The following is a 22,041-nucleotide window of genomic DNA, read 5'->3' on the forward strand; positions in this document are numbered from 1 at the left end:
CGTCAGCACCGTCGTCGTCAGATCCGGCACCGCCAACGCCCGCGCCGCCGCGTTCTGCGTCCCCATTCCGAGCCCCAGCAGCGCGATCAGCGTGTACCGCTCAGCAGCGTTCACCTCCGGCGAGGGCCCCAACTGCCCCACCAGGTAGGCCGCGAGCATCAGCGCCGCCTCGATCGCCATCGCCGTGGACAGCAGCCGCCCCCGATGCGACCGACCCGCGGTGCTGACCCGTCCCCCCAGCAACGCCCCCACCGCGAACGCGGCCAGCGCCGCCAGCGAAGCCAGCAGCGAGAAGCCCGCGGCCCCCGCGATCGCAAACCCCGAAAACACCACGTTGCCCGTCATGTTCGCGACGAACACGTGCCCGAGCGCAAGGTAGCTGTACGCGTCCACGAAGCCGGTGACGAGCGTGAGCAGCAACATCAGCGGCGGCAGCGGCCCGAACCGGGCCCCCCGCTCGGGCACGATCGTCCGCCAGGCCTGGTGCAGATTCTCGGAGCTCATGCTCCAGAGTCGGCCGCAGCCGGACATAAGTCAAAGATCTCTGTATTCGAAATCTGCGGTCGGGCCCGGTGGGCGGGCCGGCGACGAACCGCGAGCCGCCGGCCTGCCCGACCTCACCCGCTGCCCGCTAGTTCGCCTCCTCGTGCGGGAGCCAGACCCGCATGGCTCCGTAGGTCCGGTTGGCCCAGGCGAGGTAGGGGATCGCGGTCACGCGGGTGTGGGCCGCGTGGCCGGCCGCGGCTGACTTATCAGGGCCGCCGAGCTCCCGGTACGGCCAGGGGTCCTTGGTGTCAAGGGAGCGAGCCGTGGCGTCGATCAGGACAGTGGGGAGGGTGGTGCCGTCGATCTCGATGGGGGCGCCGTCCCAGGGGTGGCCGGCCAGCATCAGGTCGCGCAGGTCGGAGTCCTGGTCTAGGTGCTCGGCGCAGTAGACGAGGGGGCCGCGCTCGATGGCCACGCAGCCGCGGGCGTCGTCGACGCGGGGGTCGGCCACCGTCAGGCGCGGGCGGAGGGGGAAATCGAGCTCGACCACGTCGCCGGCGTGCCACGTCCTGGTCAGGCGGACGTAGTCGACGTCCGCGCCGAGCGTGCCGTCGTTGCCCGTCCCGGCTACGGGCGCGCCGTTCAGCAGCACGGTCGTGGCGCCTCTGGCCCACGCGGGGATGCGCAGCGCGAGGGTCCAGGTGCCCGCGCTCGCGGGCGGGATCGCGAGGCGGACGGTGCCGTCGAAGGGGTAGCCGGTCTCGACGTTGACGCCCGCTCCCCACTCGGTGCGGATCTCGCCGGACGCGTACTGGTGGATCTGCAGGCCGTCGTCGTCGCTGGTGGCGAAGTAGTGGGTGAGGCTCGCCAGCGTGCGCATGACGTTGGGCGGGCAGCAGGCGCAGCTGAACCAGGCCTGGCGCCCGTCGGGGCCGAGGGTCGTGTCGCTGCGCACCTGCAGCGGGTTGACGTAGAAGTACCGGTCGCCGACGAGCGAGACCCCGGCGAGGAAGCCGTTGTACATCACGCGTTCGAAGATGTCAGCGTATTGTGACTCGCCGGTCGCCAGCTGCATGCGCCAGGCCCACTGCATCAGCGCGATGGCGGCGCAGGTCTCGGTGTACGCCTCGTCCGCGGGGAGCTCGAAGGCGTCGCCGAGGGCCTCGTCGCGATGGCGGGCGCCGGTGCCGCCGGTGATGTACGTCTTTCCACGCAGCAGGTCCTCCCACTGGGCCCGCAGCACGTCGAGCAGCGCGGCCTCGCCGGTCTCCAGGTAGACGTCCGTCACGCCGGTCGCGAGGTAGAGGGCGCGGACGGCGTGGCCGTGAAGTGCGCGCAGCTCGCGGACGGGGACGAGGTCCTGCCAGTAGCGGCGGCCGAAGGGACGGTCGCCCATCTGGCCGCTGCCGCGCAGGGTGATGAAGCGGTCCGCCAGCCGCAGGTACGCCGCATTCCCGGTCTCCCGGTAGAGCTCGACGAGTGCGGTCTCGACCTCCGGGTGCCCGCAGTAGCCGACCTGCTCGCCGTCCTCGCCGAACTGGGTGACGAGCAGGGCGGCGAAGCGCTCGGCGATGTCGAACAGCGACGTGCGGCCGGTCGCGCGGCGGTGTGCGATGCCGGCCTGGATCAGGTGGCCCGCGCAGTACATCTCGTGGCCCGACGGGAGATCGGCCCAGCGTTCGCCGCCGCGCACGACGGTCGTATAGCTGTTGATGTAGCCGTCCTCCTGCTGCGCGGCGGCTACCAGCGCGATCACCTCGTCGGCCTTCTCCAGCCACTCGGCCGAACCCGTACTCTGCACGTGCCAGGCCACGGCTTCGAGCCACTTGTAGACGTCGGTGTCGAGGAACGGCAGCTTGCCGTGGTACGCGCCGTGCCTGGTTCCCGCGGCCAGCTCGAGGTTCTCCAGCGTCCCGGCCTCGGTCATCCGCTCGAGTCCCGCGTTGAGGGAGCGTTCGGCGTTCGCGGTCACGCGCGCGGACCAGAAGCCGGGGCCGAGCCGTACCGCCCCGGCGGGCAACGCGCGCAACACCGCTGCCGCGCCCAGCTCGCCGACCGGACCTGGCGCAGCACTCCTATCAGCCGTCATGGCCCACCCTTTCGAGAGCAAACGTTTGCCTGCCACCCTAGCGCGACGGGGCGGACGCACGCCAGAGTCTGATCGGGATGTGATCGGGCCACGATCCGGATCAGGCGGCGGGAAGGCTGTTCGACCGTCGGGTCGGCTGTCGGGTCGGCTGTCGGGTCGGCTGTCGGGTCAGCCGGCGGGGCTTACCGGATGGCGGTGCCAGAGGAGTTCGCAGACCCGGTCGAGGCCCTGCGCGAGGTGGCGGCGGTACGTGCCGAAGGGCAGCCCCAGCTCTTGGGCCACGACGTGCTGCTGTTTCGCGTCGGCGTCGAGGTACGTGCAGGTGATGGCGAGGTACTGCTTCTCACCGTGCCGATCCTCGCGAAGCTGGCGCAGTGCGAGCGATATCGCGGCGCGGACGCGTTCAGCGGGGACTACGTTGTCATCGTCCGATGCGACGAGGTTCGTCTGGTGCAGCAGGCTGTCGGCCAGCGTGTCGGGCCGATGCCAGGCGCGCAGGGCCGAACGCACCGCGGCGTTGAACTCCTCGCGGGAGAGCGCGGCGGCGTCGGGCTCCGGCGGCATGTCGCCCAGGTGCGACAGAACCCTGGCACGCAGCACCTGGTGCCGTTCCGGGTCACGCCATTTGAGGTCCGCGTCGAGGATCTCGCGGACGACGTCATGCGGGTACACGCCGAGCGGACCGGACTCGATGAACGGCAGCTCGCGCAGCCAGGCGAACAGGGCCGGCGTGTCGGCGTCCGGTAGCGCGGCGCGCAGCAGTTCCTCGTTCGTGGTCGGCAGCAATGCGCATACGTCAAGCGCCTGCCTGTGCTCGGCAGACGGGGCGTCGCCCACCAACTGGTCCACGAGCGCGCCGATGACGTCGTACGACGGTGCCCAATCCGCCTCGTCGTCCGCACTCTCGTCGCGCCGAACCGAGTCCGCGGCGAGCGACAGGGCGAGGGGGTTGCCACCGGCGAATGCGAGGACCGACTTCGTCTGCGCTGCCGGCACCTCGCGCGCGGCCAGGAGCTGCCGCGCGTCACCTTCGCTCAAGTCCCCCAGTTCGACGACGTCGAGGATGTCGTGCCACGCAGGGTCACTGCGCCATTCGCGCGCGGGCCGCGTCCTTCCGGCGAGCACGACGATCGTGCCGAGCGGCAGGCGCGGCAGGAAATCCTCGCGCAGCCACGGCTCAAGAGGTTGATACATCTCGAACCCGTCCACGAGGAGGGTCGCGCGACCCGCCTCCGGCGCGAGCATCCGCGACGCGGCGGCTTCGAAGGCGGACTGCGTGCACTCGACGTCGCGGACCGCGTCCAGCTCGACGACCGTCCGGCCGACCTCCGCCGACTCCTCCGCGAAACGCCGGAGCAGCGTGGTCTTGCCGACGCCGCCGGGGCCGGTCACGAACAGCAGGGTGAAGGCGCGCCCGGCGTCGCCGAGGGCGGATCGGAACGCCGCGATCTCGGCTTCCCGGCCGACGAAGGCGCGGCGGCGCGCCTCCTGGAGCTGCCGCGCGAGGCAGGAGCGCGACGTTCCGGGAAGCGGCGGGGCCGGATCGTCCGACGGGGCCGGACTGATCGACGGGGCCGGCGCGATGACCTCGGCGCGCGGCTCGTGGCGTTGCGGCGGGATGTCGATCATGCGTACGGCCAGAGCACCGCCGACCTGCCTCCTGCGGACGGCCACCGCGCTGACTCCGGTGCGCGGCCCGGAAAGCGGGGCCAGCGCGTCGTCGGCGCTGAGCACGCGCAGCTGCATGCGCTTGAGAGCCGGGCCGGGCTCGATGCCGAGTTCGTCGCGCAGCACGCGGCGGGCCCGCTCGTAGACCTCCAGCGCGTCGGCCTGCCGTCCGGCGCGGTAGAGCGCGAGCATCAGCAGTTCGTGCAGGCTCTCCCGCAGCGGGTACGTCGTGATCAGCGTCCTGAGGCCGGCGATCGCGGCGAGGTGGTCGCCGGCCTCGACCTGTGCCGCCGCCTCGATCTCGGCGGCATCCGCGCGCAGCTCCGTGAGCCGGGCGCGCACCCAGTCGAAATACGGCCCCGGTACGCCGACGAGCGGTTCGCCGCGCCACTCGGCCAGCGCCCGGCGGCAGAGGTCTGCCGCGTCGGCGCCCGCGCGCCGCGCGGCCATCGCGGCGGTGACCCGCTCCTCGAAGACGTCGGCGTCCACCGACACCCTCTCGCCGCGCAGCGCGTAGCCGTCGCCGATCGGCTCGATGACGATGCCCGCACCCGCCTCGCCCGAGTTAAGGATCTGCCGCAGCCTGGAGACGTACGTGCGCACGGCTCCCGCACCCGACTTCGGCGGGTGCTCCCCCCACAGCGCGTCCAGCATCGACGCCATCGAGACGTGTGCGCCGCGCGCGAGCAGCAGCACGGCGAGCACCGCCTGCTGCTGCGGCGGCCCGATCTCCAGCTCCGTCCCCGCGCGCCACGCGCGCACCGGCCCCAACAGCCGGAAAGTGAAATCGTCCATCCGTAGCCCTCCCCGCTCCCCGAGCGCCCCGTTGCCGTGCGGACGGCCGAGTCGTGCCTGCGGTCCTCGGATGATCTTCGCGGGCCCGGTTCCGCGAAACATCCGTCAATCTCACTGAACATACGCTAAGAGGGGGCTGAAGGAGCGACGGCTTTTCCTTGAGCCGGGGTGGCGCGACCGGCTCTTCAGGCGCGTTGACGGGGCGTAGACAGGGCGTTGATCGGCCGCCCCTAGCGTGCTGCGCCGTGGAGGACAAACGAATGCGGGCCCTCTACGCGACCCACAGCCGGCCGCTGCTGTCCTCGATCATCCGATGGACGAGCGGGGACCGGCAGGCCGCGGAGGATCTGCTGCAGGAGACGATGCTGCGCGCGTGGCGCAATCTGCCCACGCTCGAGGACGCCTCCGCCCGCGCCTGGCTGCTGACCGTGGCCCGGCGGCTGGCGATCGACGCGTCGCGCAGCCGGGCCGCCCGGCCCGCCGAGTGCGGCGACGAGCCCCTGGCCGCGATCGCGGCCGGGCCCGACCACGTGCAGCAGGTGCTCGACCGCGCACTGCTCGCGCCCGCCCTGGCCGGCCTGCCCCATCCGCAGCGCGACGTGCTCTTCCACGTCTACTACCTGCGCAGCACGATGCGGCAGACCGCCGAGACCCTCGGCATCCCCGAGGGCACCGTCAAGACCCGCACCCGCCACGCGCTGCGCACCCTCCGCGGCGACCTCGCCGAACAGAACCCGCACCCGCTCACGAAGAACATTGGTGGTGGACCAGCTCCATGTACCCGCCGCTCGCCCCAGAACCCGCCGTCCCGGCCGGATCACCATCGTCAGTCGCCGAGACCCCGGCCATCCCGGGGGAACGGATGACGGAGGCGGTCGTCGACCTCGCGGCCCTCGCCGAGAACCTGCGGATCTTCCGCGCCCGCACCGACGCCGCGCTGATGGCCGTGGTCAAGGCCGACGGCTACGGCCACGGCGCCGTGCAGATCGCGCGCGCCGCGCTGGCCCACGGCGCGACGTGGCTGGCGGCGTCCTTCATCGGTGAGGCGCTCGCGCTGCGCGCGGCCGGAATCCAGGCGCCGATCCTGACCTTCCTGCACCTGCCGGACGAGGACGTGACCGAGGCGCTGCGCGCCGATCTCGATCTGACCGTGTCGTCGCAGGCGCAGCTCGCCGAGATCGCCGCGTGCGCGAAGCGGCTCGGCCGGACCGCCGAGGTCCAGCTCAAGGTGGACACCGGCCTGCACCGCAACGGCGCCTCGCCGGCGCAGTGGCCCGCGCTCGTCGAGGCGGCGGCCCGGCTGGAGCGCGAGGGCTCGGTGCACGTCCGCGGCATCTGGTCGCACCTCGTGCATCCGGACCAGCCCGGCCATCCGACGACCACGCGTCAGCTCGACCTGTTCGACGAGGCGGTCCGCGAGGCCGAGCGGGCCGGTCTCACCGGCCGTCTGCGGCACATCGCGAACTCCACCGCCGCGCTGACGATTCCGCGGTCGCACTACGATGTGATCCGGCTCGGCAGCGGCCTGTACGGCATCGACCACGCGGGCGGAAACGGCCTGGTCCCGACGATGACCCTGCGCGCGCGGATCGCGATGACGCGCCGGGTCGACGCGGGTGAGGGCGTCTCGTACGACCACCTGTACCAGACCGCTGAGGCGAGCAATCTCGCGCTCGTGCCGCTGGGCTACGCCGACGGACTGCCGCGCGCGGCGTCCGGCAGTGCACGGATATCAGTGCTCGGCGAGCAGCGATCGGTGGCCGGGCGCATCGCGATGAACTCGTGCATTGTCGACGCCGGCCAGCTCGATGTCATGCCCGGGGACGAGGCCGTGGTCTTCGGCACCGGATCGCGGGGCGAGCCGACGGTCGCGGATTGGGCGGCGTGGTCCGGCACCACTCCGCTGGAGATCCTGACCCGGGTCAGCCCGCGTGTGCCGCGCCGGTACATCACGGCCGCCGAAGGCGAGGTGCCGGCCGCGAGGGAATCAGGGCACGACGGCAAGCTGCGGGTGGTCGTGCTGTTCGGCGGCCCCGGCGGCGAGTACGACGTCTCCTGTGCTTCGGGCGCCACCATCGTCAGCTACCTCGATCGCGAGCGCTACCGCGTGCAGCCGGTGCGGATCAGCCCGGAAGGGCGCTGGATCCCCGGCCCGACGGACTGGCCCGCCGGAGTCTTCGGCCCGCACGACCTGGTCGCGGCGACGCCGGATCCGGCCGTGCGCAGCGGCGCCGGCCACGGGCAGGCGCTCGAGGTGCTGGCCGCGGCCGACGTGGTCGTGCCGGCGCTGCACGGTCCGTTCGGCGAGGACGGCACCGTCCAAGCGCTGATGGACGCGCTGGGCGTGCGCTACGTCGGATCCGGCATGGCGGCGAGCGTTCTCGGCATGGACAAGGACGCGGCCAAGCGCGTGCTCGTCACCAGCGGCCTGCGCGTGGCGGACTGGGCCGTGCTGCGCCGCGAGGTCGACGACCTGTCCGACGCGGACCGCGAACGGCTCGGGCTGCCGGCGTTCGTCAAGCCCGCGCGGTCCGGATCCAGCGTGGGCGTGAGCCGCGTCAAGAACTGGGAGGAGCTCGGCACGGCACTGGCCACGGCCCGCAAGTGGGACGAGAAGGTGCTCGTCGAGCGCAGCGTGATCGGCCGCGAAGTGGACATCGCCGTGCTCGAGCATCCGGACGGCCGGATCGAGGCGAGCCCGCCGGTCGAGATCGTGCTGCACCAGGGCGGCCGCGACTTCCTCGACTACGCGGCGAAGTACCAGGACGCGACGGCCACGGACATCCTGCTGCCCGCGCCGATCGCGCCCGAGATCACGGCCGAGCTGCAGCGGATGGCGGTGCAGGCGTTCGAGATCCTCGGCTGCCGCGGGCTCGCGCGGGTGGACTTCCTGCTGCGCGACGGGGTCGAACCGGTGTTCAACGAGATCAACACGTTCCCCGGGTTCAGCGCCACGTCGCTCTATCCGCGGATGTGGGCCGAGGCCGGGATCCCGCTGCCGCGCCTGCTCGACACGATGATCGACACGGTGCTCGCCGGAGTGCCCGCGTAACTGCCCGGCGCGGGCGTGGGGCGGGCCGGCCGGCTCGCCCCACGCCGTCGGTCGGCGCTGGTCAGCTCATTGCGACAGCGTCAGTGAACCGTTTCCGGCTGTCCGGCCAACTGCTCGGCGAGCGGCTGCAGCCCGGCGGGTTGCGAGGCCTTGAAGAGCACGGTGTCCCCGGAGGCGAGCAGCCCGTCGAGCAGGATTCGCGCCTCGACGTTGTCGACGGTGCGGTGCACGGTCGCGCCGGCGGCCTCGGCGCCGTCGGCGATCCATCCGGCCTCCTCGCTGCCCTTGAGTCCGCCGACGGTGATCAGCAGGTCAACGCCGAGTTCCGCGGTCAGCGCGCCTATCGCGCGGTGCTCCGGCTCCGCCTCCTCACCCAGGCCCAGCATCGCGCCGAGCACGGCGATCTTCCGCCGGCCGTTCGCCATCGCCGTCAGGGCCCTGAGAGCGGCGCGGGTGCTGTGCGGGTTGGCGTTGTACGCGTCGTTGACGATGACGATGCCGTCCGGCCGCTCGGTGATCTCGAGCCGGCCGCCGGAGGCCGCGGTCGCGGTACCGAGGCCGGCGGCGATCTCCTCGGTGCTGAGCCCGATGCGGCGGGCGACGGCCGCGGCGGCGAGCGCGTTGCCGACCTGGTGCTCGCCGATCAGCTGCAGCGACACGGGTGCCGAGCCCTCCGGGGTGTGCAGCGTGAAGTGCGCGCGTCCGTACTCGTCCACCCGCAGATCGGATGCGCGGATGTCGGCATCCTGGGCAAAGCCGAACAGGACCACGTCGGCCTTCGTCCGCGAGCGCATCGAGAGCACGCGCTCGTCGTCGGCGTTGAGCACGGCGAGACCCGTGGCCGGCAGCGCTTCGACGAGCTCTCCCTTGCCCTGCGTCGTCGCCGCGTAGCCGCCGAACTCGCCGAGGTGCGCGGTGCCGATGTTCGTCACGACGCCGATCGACGGCGGCGCGATCTCCGTCAGGTACCTGATGTGCCCGATCGCGCGGGCGCCCATCTCCAGCACCAGGAAACGGGTGCCCGCCGAGGCCAGGCTGACCGTGAGCGGCAGCCCGATCTCGTTGTTGAAGTTGCCGGGCGTCGCGACGGTCTCGCCCCGGGTGCTCAGCAGGTGCGCGATCAGGTCCTTCGTCGTGGTCTTGCCCGCCGAGCCGGTGATGCCGAGCACCGTCATCCCGGAACCGCCGCGGGCGACCAGGTGCGCGGACAGCCGGCCGAGCGCGTCGACCCCGTCCGCGACCACGACCGCCGGGACACCCACCGGGCGCTGCGCGAGCACCGCGGCTGCGCCGCCGGACATCGCGGCCTCGACGTAGTCGTGCCCGTCCACCCGCTCGCCGGGCAGCGCGACGAAGAGCCCGCCCGCCTGCGCCTTGCGCGAGTCGACGAACGCGGGAGCCTTCACCACGATGTCCTCGGCGCCGTCGTGCACGGTGCCCCCGACCACGTCGGCGAGCTCCCGCAGCGTTATCTCTCTCATGCACCGTCATACGGATACGGCGCGGATCCGGATTTCCCAGCGGCTATCCCGGCCTTCGCACGTCGTAGACCGGCATCCAGGCGATCTTCTCGCGCCTGATGGTGGTGCCGTGGTGCGGTGCGACGACGACCTCGCCGTTGCCCGCGTAGATGCCGACGTGCGATGCGCCGGCGTAGAAGACCACGAGGTCGCCGAGCCTGATGTTCTTCAGCGACACGGGCTTCCCGAACGCCGCCTGCTCCTGCGAGGTGCGCGGAATGTCGATGCCCGCCGCGCGCCAGGCCTGCTGCGTGAGTCCGGAACAGTCGTACGCGTCGGGGCCGTTGCCGCCGTACTCGTACGGTTTGCCCAACTGGGCGAGGGCGAAGGCGAGGGCCATCTGGCCCCGGGTCTCGCCGGACAGTCGCGGGTGGCTATGTCGCCACTGCGCGCCCGCGCCCACGTCGGCCCAGGCGGGTGTGGCGGCGACGCTCAGCAGCGTCGCCGCCAGCAGGACCGCGCAGGCGGCCCGCGGCGCTCTTCGCCGGCCCGCGGATAATCGAACACTTCCCGACTCGCGTTCCCAGGGAACTCCCATGGTGCCTGCCCGTGCCGATCGATGGTGGCCCCACCCTCGGCGCAGGCAACTACCCGCGGTCTGGAAAAGCTAACTCCCGGTGATCGGCGGCACGCCGCACCCGATCTTGGACAAAGCCCCGATTGGGTCAACGCCGAGCGTGGCTCAGGCGGCGTCCTGCGGCCTGAGGTGGAAGGCGATCTGGCCCCCGGCGGCGGTCTCGGCGTCGAGCACCTTGTCGGAGAGCTGCTGGGCCGCCTCCGGCTCCAGGTAGACGCGGGCCTCGTGGACCTCGAGGACCTCGTCCTCGGGGCCCGGGCCGCTGGTCAGCGCCGCGGCGAGGGCGGCGCCCTGGCTCTCGTCGGGGCTCGGTGCGATGCGCAGGCCGGTGGTCTCCGGCATGTTCGGCTGCGAGGTGAGCTGGTTGATGGCGGTCGCGGCTGCGTCGGTGAGCGTCAGCATAGGCCGTCGTTCCTTTCCGATTGGCTTCGGGAGCGGCCCGGGTACCCGGTCGCTCCCCGGGGAAACCCCCCGCCGGACGGAGCGGGTCTCTCAGCCGCCCGCGTGGAACAGCTCCGGATCGGGCCGCAGGAACCAGTCGCGGGCCGAACGGGCGACGGTCTCCAGCGCGTTCTCCTCGGCGAACAGGTGGGTGGCGCCGGGGATCACCTCGAGCCGGTGCGGGGCGGCGAGCCGGGCCGCCGCCTCCCGGTTGAGCGCGAGCACGTCCGGATCGTGGCCGCCGACGAGCAGCAGCACCGGCGCGCGGACCCGGCCGAGCGCGTCGCCGGCCAGATCCACCCGGCCGCCGCGCGAGACGACCGCGGTCACCCGGTCCGGCCGCTCGGCGGCGGCGATCAGCGCCGCGGCGGCCCCGGTGCTCGCGCCGAACAGGCCGAGCGGCATCCCGTCGGTCTCCGGGTTCGCGGCGAGCCAGTCCACCGCCGCGACCATCCGCCGGCCGAGCAGCGGGATGTCGAAGCGCAGTTCGCCGGTGAACTCGTCGAGCTCCTCCTCGTGCTCGGTGAGCAGGTCGAGCAGCAGGGTGCCGAGGCCGGCGCGCTGCAGCACCTCGGCGACGGCGCGGTTGCGCGGACTGTACCGGGAGCTGCCGCTGCCGTGCGCGAAGGCCACCACGGACTGCGCGCCCTCGGGCAGCACGAGGTCCCCCGAGAGATCGGCGGCTTGGACGACCGGGACGTGCACGGTGCTGGAGGTCACGACACGACCCTCTGCCCCGTTTTCGGCGGAAAATGCGCGAAAACGGGAAGGAGGTGGGGTGTGATGGGCCGAGAACCCGAACTGCCCGCGCGCTTCGCGGACCGGTGGGAGGCGGGGCGGCTGCTCGCCGAGCGGGTGGCGCGCCTCGACCTGCGCGCGCCGGTGGTGCTCGGGCTGCCGCGCGGCGGGATCCCGATCGCGCGCGCGATCGCCGACCGGCTCGCGGTGCCGGCCGAGGCGTTCGTCGCGCGCAAGATCGGCGTCCCGGGCTTCCCCGAGTTCGGCATCGCGGCGATCGCCGAGGGACTGGACGAGGTGGTGCTCAGCCCGCAGGCCGGGGCGCTCGGCTTCGACGCCGGGCAGCTGGCGCCGCTGGCCGTGGCCGAGCGGCAGGAGCTGGAACGCCGCGTCGCCGTGTACCGGGGCGATCGCGCGCTGCCCGACATGCGCGGCCGCGAGGTCGTGATCGCGGACGACGGCCTGGCCACGGGCGTGACCGCGCGCGCGGCGCTGCGCGCGGTGCGGCGGCGGGCACCGAGCAGGCTCGTTTTCGCCGCGCCCGCCTGCGCGCCGGACTCGGTCGCCGACCTGATCGCCGGCGGCGTGGCCGACGACGTCGTCTACCTGCTCGCGCCCGACGGCTTCGAGGCCGTCGGCGAGTGGTACGACGACTTCCGCCAGCTCAGCGACGCGGACGTGGTCCGGCTGCTGAGCGGCTGACGGGTGGCCCGACGTGGCCCGTCAGGCTCGACCGGTCCATCAGGTCCGACAGTCCCGTCAGGCCCGAGAGTCCCGTCAGGCCCCGGCGACGCGCAGGATCAGCGCGGAGAGCGTCCGCGCGGCGTCCGGCTTGCCGAGCTCGCGCGCGTGCTCGGCCATCTTGCCGCGCGCGGCCGGGTCGTCCAGCAGCGCGCCGATCGCGGCGCGCAGGTCCTCGCCGGTCACCTCGCCGAGCAGCGCCCGCGCGGCGCCGCGCTCGTCGAGGTACCGCGCGTTGAACGACTGCTCGCCGCCGGCCGAGGAGGCGAGCGGGATCAGCACGGCGGGCTTGCCGAGCGCGGAGAGCTCGGCGATCGTGCCCGCGCCGCTGCGCGCGACGACGAGGTCGGCGAGGGCGAACAGGTCCGGCAGCTCCGCGCCGATGAACTCGGCGACGTGGTAGCGCGGCGCGAGCTCGGGAGAGAGCGCGGTGGCGGCCTCGCGCATCCGGTCGATCTCCGCGGCGCCGCACTGGTGCACGACGTTGGCCTGCTTGAGCAGCCAGGGCAGCGACTCCACGATCAGGTTATTGATCTGCCGGGCGCCCAGCGCGCCGCCGGTGACGTACACCGTCGGCAGCGCGCGGTCGAAGCCGTCGAGGCCGAGCGCGGCCACGGCCCGGTCCGGCTCGCCGCCGAACAGCTCGGCCCGGATCGGGTTGCCGACCAGCTCAGCGCGGGCGCCGCCGGGCAGCAGGCCGAGGGTGGATTCCGAGGAGACGGCGGTGACCTTGGCCAGCCGGGCCAGGATCCGGTTCGCCAGGCCGAGGCGCACGGTCTGCTCGTGGATCACCAGCGGACGCCGGCACAGCCAGGCCGCGACGCTGACCGGCACCGCGACGTAGCCGCCGAAGCCGACGACGACGTCCGGCCGCAGCCGCCGCACGATCCCGCAGGCCTGCACCGCGCCCCACGGCACCCGGGCCAGGTCCTTGATATTGGTCCAGGTCAGCATGCCGAGCGGGTTGCGGGCCCGGCGCAGCTTGCCGGTGGCCACCGGCAGGAACTCGATGCCGTGCTCCCCGGCGATCCGCTCCTCCAGCTTGCCGCGCGCGCCGACCCAGCTCACGGACAGCGCCCGGCCCTGCTCGGCGAGCACCGCGCGCAGGGCGTTCACCGTGGTCAGCGCGGGATACACATGTCCCCCGGTGCCTCCGCCGGTCACGATCACCCGGACGGGGCGCGCCCCGTCGGCTCGGCTGCTCACCTGGTACCGCCTTATCCTCGAGCCCCTTGTGCTGCCTGACCCGCCAAGCCTCCCACACCTCGGCCCGCAGCCCCGAAACGCACGGTGCCGTTAGCCTGGGCCGGTGTCAGTCTTGCGCGATGGGCTCCTGGTCGGCCGGGACGGCGAGGTGTCGCTGCTGCGCGGCCTGGTCGCGGCGGTGCGCTCGGGACGCGGCGGCATCGCGCTGATCGAGGGCGAGCCGGGGATCGGCAAGACCGCGCTGCTCGCCGAGGTCGCGCGCCGGGCCTCGGCGGCCGGAGTCCCCGCGCTGTGGATCTCCGGCGTGCCCGGCACCGAGCCGGACCTGCGGGATCGCACGCGTCCGGTCCTGGTCGTCTTCGACGATCTGCACGCCGCCGACGACGCGACCCTCGATCTCTGGCGCCGGCTCGCGGCAGCGACAGAGGACTCTCCGACGCTGGTCGTCGGCGCGCGACGGCTGGTGCCGCGGCGCCCCTCCGTGGACCGGCTGCGCGAAGGCGCCGTCGTGATCCCGCTGTCCGGCCTCGATCCCGAGCACGTCGCCGCGCTGGCCGGTCCGGACGACCGGGATCGCCTCCAGGCGGCCGGCGGAAACCCGCGCTATATCCGGGAACTGATGGAAGGACCGACGCTGGCCGGTCCGGTCGCGGAAAAGCTCGGCTACCTCACGCCGCGCACGCTCGAAGTACTGCACGGCGCGGCGTTGCTCGGCGACCCGTTCTCGGTGGCTGATCTTTCGCTGATCACCGCGTTCTCGCCCATCGAGCTCGTCCCGGTGATCGACGAAGCACTGGCCGCCGGCCTGATCGAACCGGCCGAGCATCAACTGCGGTTCCGGCACGCGGCGATACGGCGGGCGCTCTACGACGCGACACCTCCGGAGCGTCGCACCGCCCTGCATCTGGTGACGGCGTGGGTGCTGATGGCGACGGGCGCGCAGCCCGAACGTGTCGCGCGCCACCTGCTGGACAGCGGCGACTCGCCGAGCGAGGCGTGGGAAGCCGACTGGCTGGCGGCGCACGCCGAGACGCTGATGCGGCGCGAGCCGGGGACGGCCGCCGCGATCCTCGAGCGGGTCCTGCACGGCCTGGATCCCGCCGATCCGCGCCGCGCCGAGTTCGAGGACTCACTCGCCGACGCCGACTTCCGGCTGTTCCGCTTCGAGGCGGCCGCGCGGATCGCCCGGCAGAACATCGCGCGCAGCACGGACCCGGAGCGGATCGGACGCAACACCTGGCTGCTCGGATACAGCCTGCTGAGGCTCCGGCGGCTCGACGACGTGCTGCGCGAGCTGGACGAGGCCTCGGCGCGGCCCGGCGTGACAGAACGCTGGCTCGCCCGGTACGCGGCGCTGCGGGCGGTCGCGTTCGGCGGCTGCGAGCAGCTGGAACGGGCCCGCGACGCCGCGCGCGACGCGCTGGCCGCCGGACGGCGCGCGCAGGACCCGATGGCGATCGGCTACGCGCTGCACGCGCAGTCGTACGTCACCATCGCCGCCGACCACGACGACGCCGCCGCGGCCACCCTGATCGACCGCGCGATGGCGGTCGTACTCGACGATCCGAACCTCTTCGACCTGCGGCTGTTGCTGTGGTGCAACCGCCTCGCCGTCGGATTCGAGGTCGGCGATCCGGCCGAGGAGCTGATGGACTGGGCGCGGCAGATGCTGGTCACGGCCGAGACCTCGGGTCTGCCGCGGCTGAACACGCTGCGCCTGCTCGTCGCCGAGGTCGCCTTCGAACTGGGCCTCTGGGACGAGGCCACTGATATCCTGGACCTGATATCAGATCACGAGATAGCCACGGCGGCCACGCGGCACGCGATCCTCGCCCAACTGGCGGCCCGGCGCGACGACCCAGAGCAGGCGCGGCAGGCGTTGACAACGATGCGCGAAGCCTGGGCCACCGGCGCGCAGACCGAGTACGGCCGAGTGTTCACTCTGGCGGCCGAGGCCTTCGAGCACGAACGCGAATGCGCACCGGAAGCAGCCCTCGAAATGCTGGCGGTCTGCCTGCGCCTCGGGCGCCCGAACCACCCGCTCCGCTACCGACTGCTCCCCGCGCTGTCCCGGCTGGCCCTGGCCGGCGGCGACAAGGCCCTGGCGCTGGACGCGGCACGAGCGGCCGAAACGGACGCAGGAGCGGGCTCGATCACCCGAAGGCGAGCCACCGATCTCTGGTGCCGCGGCCTGCTGGACGCGGATCCGGCCCCGATCCTCGAGGCCGCAGACCTCCTGCGCGAGGCCGGACTGCTGCCCGCGCACGGCAACGCCTTGGAGGACGCCGCCGAGCTGTTCGCACGCGCCCGCGACACCTCGCGCGCGAGGACGACGCTGGTCGAGGCCCTGGACGTCTACGAGGAGCTGGGCGCCGCCTGGGACGCCCGCCGCGCCACCTCCCGCCTCCGCGCGAACGGCGTGCGCCTGCGCACCGTCGCAGGCGGCAGGCGCGCCGTATCGGGCCCGGAGTCGCTGACCGAGACCGAACGGAAGGTGGCCGATCTGGTGGCCGAAGGCCTGTCGAACCCGGACATCGCCGACCGCCTGAACCTCTCCCGGCGCACCGTCGAGAGCCACGTCTCGCGCATCCTGGCCAAGCTCGGCGCCGCCTCACGCGTCGAGGTCAAGAACCATCTCGCGTAAGCCGATCCCGGATCTCCCGGCGCACCGTCGAGAGCCACGTCTCGCGTCTCGCGCATCCTTGCCAAGCTCGGCGCCGCCTCGCGCCGGGAGATTCGGCGCCGCCTCACGCGTCGAGGTCAAGAACCACCTCGCGTAAGCCGATCCCGAATCTCCCGGCGCACCGACGAGAGCCACGTCTCGCGTCTCGCGCATCCTTGCCAAGCTCGGCGCCGCCTCGCGCCGGGAGATTCGGCGCCGCCTCACGCGTCGAGATCAAGAACCACCTCGCGTAAGCCGATCCCGGATCTCCCGGCGCGAGCCGATCCGCAGCTTGGCGAGGATGTTCGAGATGTGCGTGTCCACCGTCCGCTTGGACAGGAACATCCTGGCCGCGATATCAGGATTCGAGTAGCCCTCGGCGGCAAGCTCGGCGACGCGCTGCTCGGTCGCGGTGAGCAGGCCGTTTCCGCTGCGGCCCGCGGTGCGTGCGCGGCTGCCGCGTACGCCGAGGCGCACGTCGTACGCGCGCAGCCGGGCCGCGGCCCGGCGGGCGTCCCAGGCGGCGCCCAGTTCCTCGTAGACGTCCAGGGCCTCGACGAGCGCCGTACGCGCCTGCTGCGACTCTCCGACCCGGGCAGACAACTCGGCCGCGTCTTCCAGCGCGTTGCCCGCGTCCAGGCGCAGCCCGGCGGCGCGGAAGTACGCGACGGCGCCGAGAACCAGCTTCGGGTCCGCGCCGAGCAGGCCGCGGCACCAATCGGCGCACGCACGCTTGCGCGGCATCGCCTCCTGGTCGGCCTCCCACTTCGCGGCCTCGGTCGCGGCACGAGCCGTCGCCGTGTCCTGATTCACCGTCGCCAGGCGCACGAGCGTGGGCAGCACGGCGTGACGCAAGGGGAAGCGGTCCTCGGCGCCGGGTTCCAGAAGGACCGACAGCAGCGCCACGGCCTCGGCCGGCGACCCGTTTCGCTCGCTCTCCAGCGCGCGGGCGGCGAGGTCGTAGATGCTTATCGCCCCCTCCCGCGTCGCCAGATCCTTGAGATGCCGGGCGACCTCGGCCGAGTCGTCGCGGTGCGCGGCGATCAGCGCGGCGATGGCGGGGTCGGCGCTGACCTCGTCCCAACGGCCCAGGTCGTAGAGCACCTTCGTGGCCTGCTGCCGCACTCTGGTCAGCCACAGCGAGCCGGTGCGCTCGCCGATCGAGAGCACTTCGCGCATCGCGTCCGACACTCCTTCGTGGTGCCCGAGCGCGAAGCGGTAGACGTAGCGGTTGCCGAGAAGCAGCATGCGCAGATCGGGAAACCCGGTAGCTCGCATCATCGCTGAGAGCCCTTGCTCCACGTCCTCCAGCGCGCCGGCCACGTCACGACGTGCCGCGCGGGCGACCGAGCGGAGGTAGAGCGCCGCGCCGACCGTGAACGGGTCCGGCGGGCTGACCTCGGCGGCCAGTGCGCGTTCGGCGGCGGCCCGGCCCTGCTCAAGCCGGCCCAGGATCTCCAGGACGACGGCGCGTACCGCATCGTTGCGGGCGCGCCAGAACTCCGCGATCCCGGGGCCGCGGTCGAGATCCTCGAGCAGGCCGAGCGCCTCCTCGAAACGGCGCCTGGTCATCAGGCTGAGCGCGAGGATCCAGACGGCGGGCCCGACGCGGGCCGGGTCGCGGCTCTGCGTGAGGATGCCGCGCGCGATGCCCGCGGCCTGCTCGAAGCGGTCGAGCTCGAACGTGTAGCGGGCCCAGCGGTCCTCGAGCCGCGCGTGCCGCGGATCGGCCGGGTCGATGCCGCGCAGCACGTGGCCGATGAGCTCGACCGCGAGCTCCGGCTCACGCGCGTAGAGCGTGGCGGTGTGCTCGATCAGCCAGTCCGCCTCCCACCGCTCGGCCTCGTCCCCGGCGGCGAGCAGGTGCCGCGCGATGCGCTCCGGCGCGACACTCAAGCCATTGAAGATCTTCGCCGTATACCGATGCAATGCCATGCGAAGACCGGCCGGAATCGCTTCGTACAGTTCACGTCGAAGCCCCTCGTCCCGGAAGCACAGGGCACCGCCATCCGCCCGCAGAAGACCCGAGTCGATCGCGTCGTCCAGCAACACCCTGAGTTCTTCGGCGGGCCGGCTCAGCACGGCCGCCAGCTCGCGCAGCGAGAACCCGTCACCGAGAACGGCCGCGCCACGCAGCATCTCCAGCATCGACCGCTCAGGTCGCCGCCCTTGCACCATCGTCGCGCCCCCACTCTCTCCCGCGCCGTACCGGCCGCGCGCCCTGCCCCTTCCGTGCTCCCCGTTGCGACGCCGTCCGGCGACAACGGTTGTTACAAATCGATCACGGGCGCCGCCGCGGCCTGGCGGAAAAACGCCGGGAATTTCTTTCAACCCCTCGGCGAGACCCGTCGTCTTTGGCGGCGTGACTACCTACGAACCGTGGCTTCCCCCGACGGACCCCAACGCGCAGACCCGCGCTCTGCCCTGGTCTCCGGCCCCCGAGCAGGATCCGATCGAGCGCACCCGCGTGTGGTCCTCGTCCGCCGCGTTCGACGGTCGCGACGCGGCGGTCGAGGAGCACCGCGATCGCGACGCCGCGGTCGAGGGGTACCGCACCGGGCGTTCGGCGAACCGGCGTCGCGTGCTGTTCGCGGCCGGCGGCCTGATGCTGCTGGCCGGCGGCGGCATAGCCACCGCGGCGGTCGCCTCGGGTCGAGCGCGCCAACTGATCGGCGCGACCGGCGGCGGAACCGGCGGCCAGGGCGGCGCGCCGGTGCCCGGCTCATCCTCGGCATCGACGTCGCACCCGGCGTCTGCGTCGAACACGCCGGGCTACGCATCCGGCTCGCCGTCGGGCCAGGGCTCAGCATCGGCCTCGGCGTCCGCGTCAGCGTCAGCGTCGGCATCCAACCCGTCCGCGTCCGCGTCCGCTTCGTCGTCCGGCTCGGCCTCGGGCTCGGCGTCGCACGGTCAGGTGTACAGCAAGCCGCTGTACTACGTGGACGACCACGGCCCGATGGCCATCGCACTGACCATGGACGACGGCCCCGACCCGACCTACACACCGCAGGTCCTCGAGATCTTCCGGCAGTACGGCATCAAGGCCACCTTCAACATGATCGGCGAGCAGGTCGGCGCGAACCTGTCCCTGGTCCGCGAGGTCTCCGCGGCCGGCCACACGATCACCAACCACACCTGGGACCACGCGGACCTGTCGCACCTGTCCTCCGCGCAGGTACTCTCCCAGATGGATCGTTGCAACGATGCACTGGCGAACGCGAACCAGACCCCGACCATCTTCCGCGCCCCCTACGGCGCCTGGTCCCCGACCGTCCTGCAGGCCTGCGCCGCCCGCAACCTGACCCCCGTCGACTGGTCCGTCGACCCCCGCGACTGGGACACCGCCAACGTCGACACCCAGCAGATCGTGCACACCGTGCTGCGCCAGACCCGCGCGCACTCGATCGTCCTGGAGCACGACGGCGGCGGCAACCGCCGCAACACCGTCGCCGCCCTCAAGCAGTTCATCCCGGCCCTACTCGACCGCGGATACAACTTCGTCGCCATGTAGTACGTCGCCATGTAGCACGGCAACAGGCAAAGCAAGAAGGCTGAGGCGGAGCACTCCAGGGGATCAGAGCACGCGCCCCAGCCTTCCGGATCCTGCGGGTGCGGAGCAGAGTATTCACTCAGCGGGATTCCGGGGCGAGTTTTAGCACGTGGTTCAGCAAGTGGTTCAGCAGGCAGTCCACCAGGTGGTTCAGTGGGCAGTCCACCAGGTGGTTCGGTAGGTAGGGTCCGGGGTGGAATCCGCAGAGGTCAGTCGCCTCCGCCGCCGCCGTCACCACCGCTACCGCCATCATCGCCGCCGCTGTCACCGCTACTAATGCCGCCGGCACCGCCATCGCCGCCGCCGTCACCGCTGCTACCGCCATCGCCACCGCTGCTCCGCTGCTACCGGCACCGCTACCGCCATCGCCACCGCTGCTATAGGCACCGCCACCGCTGTCACCGCTGCTACCGCCGCCGGGACCGTCATCGCCGCCGCCGTCACCGCTGCTAATGCAGCCGGCACCGCCATCGCAGCCGGACACGGCCGCGGACTTGTCCCCCGTGAACAAGTCCGGGGCGGTCGTAGACTGCGGTCATGACGCGAAAGCTCGCCACGAATACGACCGTCGACCGCGCAGGGCTCACCGAGTTCCTGCGGACCCGGCACAACGGCCTGGTCATCACGTCCCGTGCGGACGGCGTGCCGCAGGCGTCGCCGGTGACTTGCGGCGTCGACGAGCAGGGCCGGATCGTCGTGTCGACCTACCCGCAGCGGGCCAAGGCCCGCAACGCGCGGCGCGACCCGAACGTGAGCATCGTCGTCCTGTCGGACGACTTCGGCGACGCGTGGGTGCAGGTCAACGGCACGGCAGAGCTCATCGACGCCGAGGTGGACGTCGAGCCGCTGGTCGACTACTTCCGCTGCATCGCCGGCGAGCACCCCAACTGGGACGAATACCGCGCGGCGATGATCAAGCAGGGCAAGACGCTGCTGCGGATCACCCCGGTGTCCTGGGGCCCGATCGCCACCGGCGGCTTCCCGCCCGAGCTCGCAGAGGGCTGATCCGGAGCGAGCCAGCCCCACCCGGACCCGACAACCCGGCCAGAGCCAGCCCCACCCGAACCTGGCAACCCGGGCAGGGCGCAGGCGGTGCGCCGGTTCGGGGCTGCTACTTCTTCGGGCGATCGGCGGTCAGCACGCCGCCGATCGCCCAACTGTCGGTCGGCACCTCCTGGATCCACACCTGGACGCTCTCCGCAGGGACGTTCAGCGCGTCGACGAACGCGTCGGTGATCCGGGCGACGAGGTCGCGCTTGAGTTCGACGTCGCGCGGACCCTGCTGCACGGTGACGATGGGCATGTGAAGCCTCCTGGGAGTCGTTGATCGGTTCCCCACAAGTCCATCGCAGCGCGCCACGGCGAACAACGCCCAGTTCACGCACGCAGCGATCGCGGATCACGATCGAAGAGGCTCAGTGGATTCCGGTTCGTCGGCGGCCGCACGGCAGGCGGCGAGCAGCGCTGCGACGACCGTCTCAGGCGTCGAAGGTTTCACGACGAGGAAGGTCGGCAGCGACAGCTCAGGCTCGCTTAACCGTCGGAACACGACGTTGCGAACGTTGAGTTGCGCCGCATGCGATGCGTACATGACAGTCCACGCGGCTCGCCCCGCGCCGAGCGCGGAAAGCGTCTCCTGCAATCCCGGATAGACACGGCCCGGCGCGGGCTCGAACCCCGCGTCCTGGCACGCGCCGACGACCAGGTCCACGAGAGCCGGGTTGCGACGTCGCTCCACCATCCAAAGCGGCAGTCCGGCCAGATCCCCCATGGCGAGTTCGCCCTTCTCCGCCAAGGGATGCGCCCGCGGCAGCACGACCACCAGGTCCTCGCGCCACGCGGGAAGCAGTCGCAGCGATGCAGGGTCGGAACTCGAACCTGAGTCAGATCCCGATCCTGATTCAAGCTTCTCTGCTTCGCCTTCAGTCTTCTCTGCTTCGCCGCGGACGAAGGTCGCGTCTAGGCCGCCGTCGGCAACGAGCTCAAGCCTCTTGCTCGTCGGCGCGGAGACGAGGTCGACCTGCGTGTCCGGCAGGCGGCGCGCGAGGCCGTCGAGCACCGCCGTCAGCCGATCGCCGAGCCCGGCACTCGTGCCGATGCGCAAGAGCCGCGAGCGGTTCTCGGCGTAGCGGGCCATCGCTGCGACGGCTCGATCTTGAGCGTCGAGCACGGCCCTGGCCTCGGGGAGGAACGCGTGGCCGGCTTCCGTCAGCCGCACGTGGCGGGACGAGCGGTCGAAGAGCTGCACGTCGAGCTCTCGTTCGAGTCGGCGGATCTGCTGGCTGACCACGGACTGCGCGATCAGCAGACGTTCCGCCGCTCGGCCGAAGTGGAGCTCCTCGGCGACCGTCGCGAAGTACCGGAGTTGGCGCAGTTCCACGCGGGTAGCCTACGTGTCCACGGCTTACCGGGGATTCGGTCAGCTAACGGGGGCGACTTGGCGCCAAACCGGACTGGTGGCGACTGATCAGCCGCCACCGCTCAGCGGGCTCGCAAGCGAGCCTTCAGTGAACCGG

18 protein-coding genes are annotated in these 22,041 nt (G+C 72.2%); 6 read left to right on the forward strand and 12 right to left on the reverse strand.

What is annotated here, in order from left to right; translation table 11 throughout:
- From KDK95_RS23925 to KDK95_RS23935, 3 genes are all read right to left on the reverse strand, one after another.
- On the reverse strand, positions 1-504 hold a 504-nt coding region (locus KDK95_RS23925), incomplete at its 3' end, for a DUF1275 family protein (protein ID WP_212520514.1).
- A 127-nt stretch (positions 505-631) separates the two neighbouring features.
- Positions 632-2,575 carry a glycoside hydrolase family 127 protein gene (locus KDK95_RS23930; RefSeq protein ID WP_212520515.1) on the reverse strand — a complete coding sequence of 648 codons (1,944 nt, stop codon included), beginning with the start codon at positions 2,573-2,575 and terminating at the stop codon, positions 632-634.
- 168 nt (positions 2,576-2,743) lie between these two features.
- Positions 2,744-5,038 carry an AfsR/SARP family transcriptional regulator gene (locus KDK95_RS23935; protein ID WP_212520516.1) on the reverse strand — a complete coding sequence of 765 codons (2,295 nt, stop codon included), beginning with the start codon at positions 5,036-5,038 and terminating at the stop codon, positions 2,744-2,746.
- 245 nt (positions 5,039-5,283) lie between these two features.
- Here KDK95_RS23935 and KDK95_RS23940 point away from each other — a divergent pair, with 245 nt between their 5' ends.
- Complete coding sequence (locus KDK95_RS23940) at positions 5,284-5,904, forward strand: sigma-70 family RNA polymerase sigma factor (RefSeq protein ID WP_212520517.1); 621 nt, start codon at positions 5,284-5,286, stop codon at positions 5,902-5,904.
- Positions 5,901-8,090 carry an alanine racemase gene (alr, locus tag KDK95_RS23945; protein WP_212520518.1) on the forward strand — a complete coding sequence of 730 codons (2,190 nt, stop codon included), beginning with the start codon at positions 5,901-5,903 and terminating at the stop codon, positions 8,088-8,090. The genes KDK95_RS23940 and alr overlap by 4 nt, the downstream gene beginning before the upstream one ends.
- Before the next feature lie 80 nt (positions 8,091-8,170).
- On the opposite strand, the gene KDK95_RS23950 is transcribed toward alr, so the two are convergent.
- The 4 genes from KDK95_RS23950 to KDK95_RS37830 form a co-directional block, all read right to left on the reverse strand.
- The gene (locus KDK95_RS23950; RefSeq protein ID WP_212520519.1) at positions 8,171-9,571 is read right to left on the reverse strand and encodes a UDP-N-acetylmuramoyl-tripeptide--D-alanyl-D-alanine ligase; all 1,401 of its coding nucleotides are present in this window, start codon (positions 9,569-9,571) and stop codon (positions 8,171-8,173) included.
- A 43-nt stretch (positions 9,572-9,614) separates the two neighbouring features.
- On the reverse strand, positions 9,615-10,148 hold the full coding sequence (locus KDK95_RS23955) for a C40 family peptidase (protein ID WP_212520520.1): 534 nt from the start codon (positions 10,146-10,148) through the stop codon (positions 9,615-9,617).
- A 144-nt stretch (positions 10,149-10,292) separates the two neighbouring features.
- Positions 10,293-10,589 (reverse strand): adhesin, encoded by a 297-nt coding sequence (locus KDK95_RS23960; protein ID WP_212520521.1) that lies wholly within the window; start codon positions 10,587-10,589, stop codon positions 10,293-10,295.
- Between the two features lie 90 nt (positions 10,590-10,679).
- Positions 10,680-11,348 (reverse strand): dienelactone hydrolase family protein, encoded by a 669-nt coding sequence (locus KDK95_RS37830; protein ID WP_212520522.1) that lies wholly within the window; start codon positions 11,346-11,348, stop codon positions 10,680-10,682.
- A gap of 63 nt (positions 11,349-11,411) precedes the next feature.
- Between KDK95_RS37830 and KDK95_RS23970 the strand changes: the two genes are divergently transcribed.
- Positions 11,412-12,068 (forward strand): phosphoribosyltransferase, encoded by a 657-nt coding sequence (locus KDK95_RS23970; protein ID WP_212520523.1) that lies wholly within the window; start codon positions 11,412-11,414, stop codon positions 12,066-12,068.
- Positions 12,069-12,143: 75 nt separating this feature from the next.
- On the opposite strand, the gene KDK95_RS37835 is transcribed toward KDK95_RS23970, so the two are convergent.
- On the reverse strand, positions 12,144-13,313 hold the full coding sequence (locus tag KDK95_RS37835; RefSeq protein WP_212520524.1) for a UDP-N-acetylglucosamine--N-acetylmuramyl-(pentapeptide) pyrophosphoryl-undecaprenol N-acetylglucosamine transferase: 1,170 nt from the start codon (positions 13,311-13,313) through the stop codon (positions 12,144-12,146).
- Positions 13,314-13,416: 103 nt separating this feature from the next.
- On the opposite strand from KDK95_RS37835, the gene KDK95_RS23980 reads away from it, so the two are divergent.
- Positions 13,417-15,957 (forward strand): LuxR C-terminal-related transcriptional regulator, encoded by a 2,541-nt coding sequence (locus KDK95_RS23980; protein ID WP_212520525.1) that lies wholly within the window; start codon positions 13,417-13,419, stop codon positions 15,955-15,957.
- A 252-nt stretch (positions 15,958-16,209) separates the two neighbouring features.
- Here the strand turns inward: KDK95_RS23980 and KDK95_RS23985 are convergent, their stop codons facing one another.
- On the reverse strand, positions 16,210-18,123 hold the full coding sequence (locus tag KDK95_RS23985; RefSeq protein WP_212520526.1) for a helix-turn-helix transcriptional regulator: 1,914 nt from the start codon (positions 18,121-18,123) through the stop codon (positions 16,210-16,212).
- Between the two features lie 214 nt (positions 18,124-18,337).
- On the opposite strand from KDK95_RS23985, the gene KDK95_RS37840 reads away from it, so the two are divergent.
- Positions 18,338-19,486, forward strand: coding sequence for a polysaccharide deacetylase family protein (locus KDK95_RS37840; protein WP_212520527.1), 1,149 nt, complete (start codon positions 18,338-18,340; stop codon positions 19,484-19,486).
- 118 nt (positions 19,487-19,604) lie between these two features.
- Here KDK95_RS37840 and KDK95_RS23995 read toward each other — a convergent pair whose 3' ends face one another.
- Entirely contained in the window at positions 19,605-19,856 is a 252-nt protein-coding gene (locus KDK95_RS23995; RefSeq protein ID WP_212520528.1) for a hypothetical protein, read from the reverse strand.
- Positions 19,857-20,062: 206 nt separating this feature from the next.
- On the opposite strand from KDK95_RS23995, the gene KDK95_RS24000 reads away from it, so the two are divergent.
- The gene (locus tag KDK95_RS24000; protein ID WP_212520529.1) at positions 20,063-20,530 is read left to right on the forward strand and encodes a PPOX class F420-dependent oxidoreductase; all 468 of its coding nucleotides are present in this window, start codon (positions 20,063-20,065) and stop codon (positions 20,528-20,530) included.
- A 106-nt stretch (positions 20,531-20,636) separates the two neighbouring features.
- Here KDK95_RS24000 and dmpI read toward each other — a convergent pair whose 3' ends face one another.
- The gene (gene dmpI, locus KDK95_RS24005; protein ID WP_372463380.1) at positions 20,637-20,864 is read right to left on the reverse strand and encodes a 4-oxalocrotonate tautomerase DmpI; all 228 of its coding nucleotides are present in this window, start codon (positions 20,862-20,864) and stop codon (positions 20,637-20,639) included.
- Between the two features lie 60 nt (positions 20,865-20,924).
- Positions 20,925-21,905, reverse strand: coding sequence for a LysR family transcriptional regulator (locus KDK95_RS24010; RefSeq protein WP_212520531.1), 981 nt, complete (start codon positions 21,903-21,905; stop codon positions 20,925-20,927).
- Between the last annotated feature and the right edge of the window lie 136 nt (positions 21,906-22,041).

The sequence above is a fragment of the Actinospica acidithermotolerans genome (assembly GCF_018139625.1).
Classification (GTDB): domain Bacteria; phylum Actinomycetota; class Actinomycetes; order Streptomycetales; family Catenulisporaceae; genus Actinospica; species Actinospica acidithermotolerans.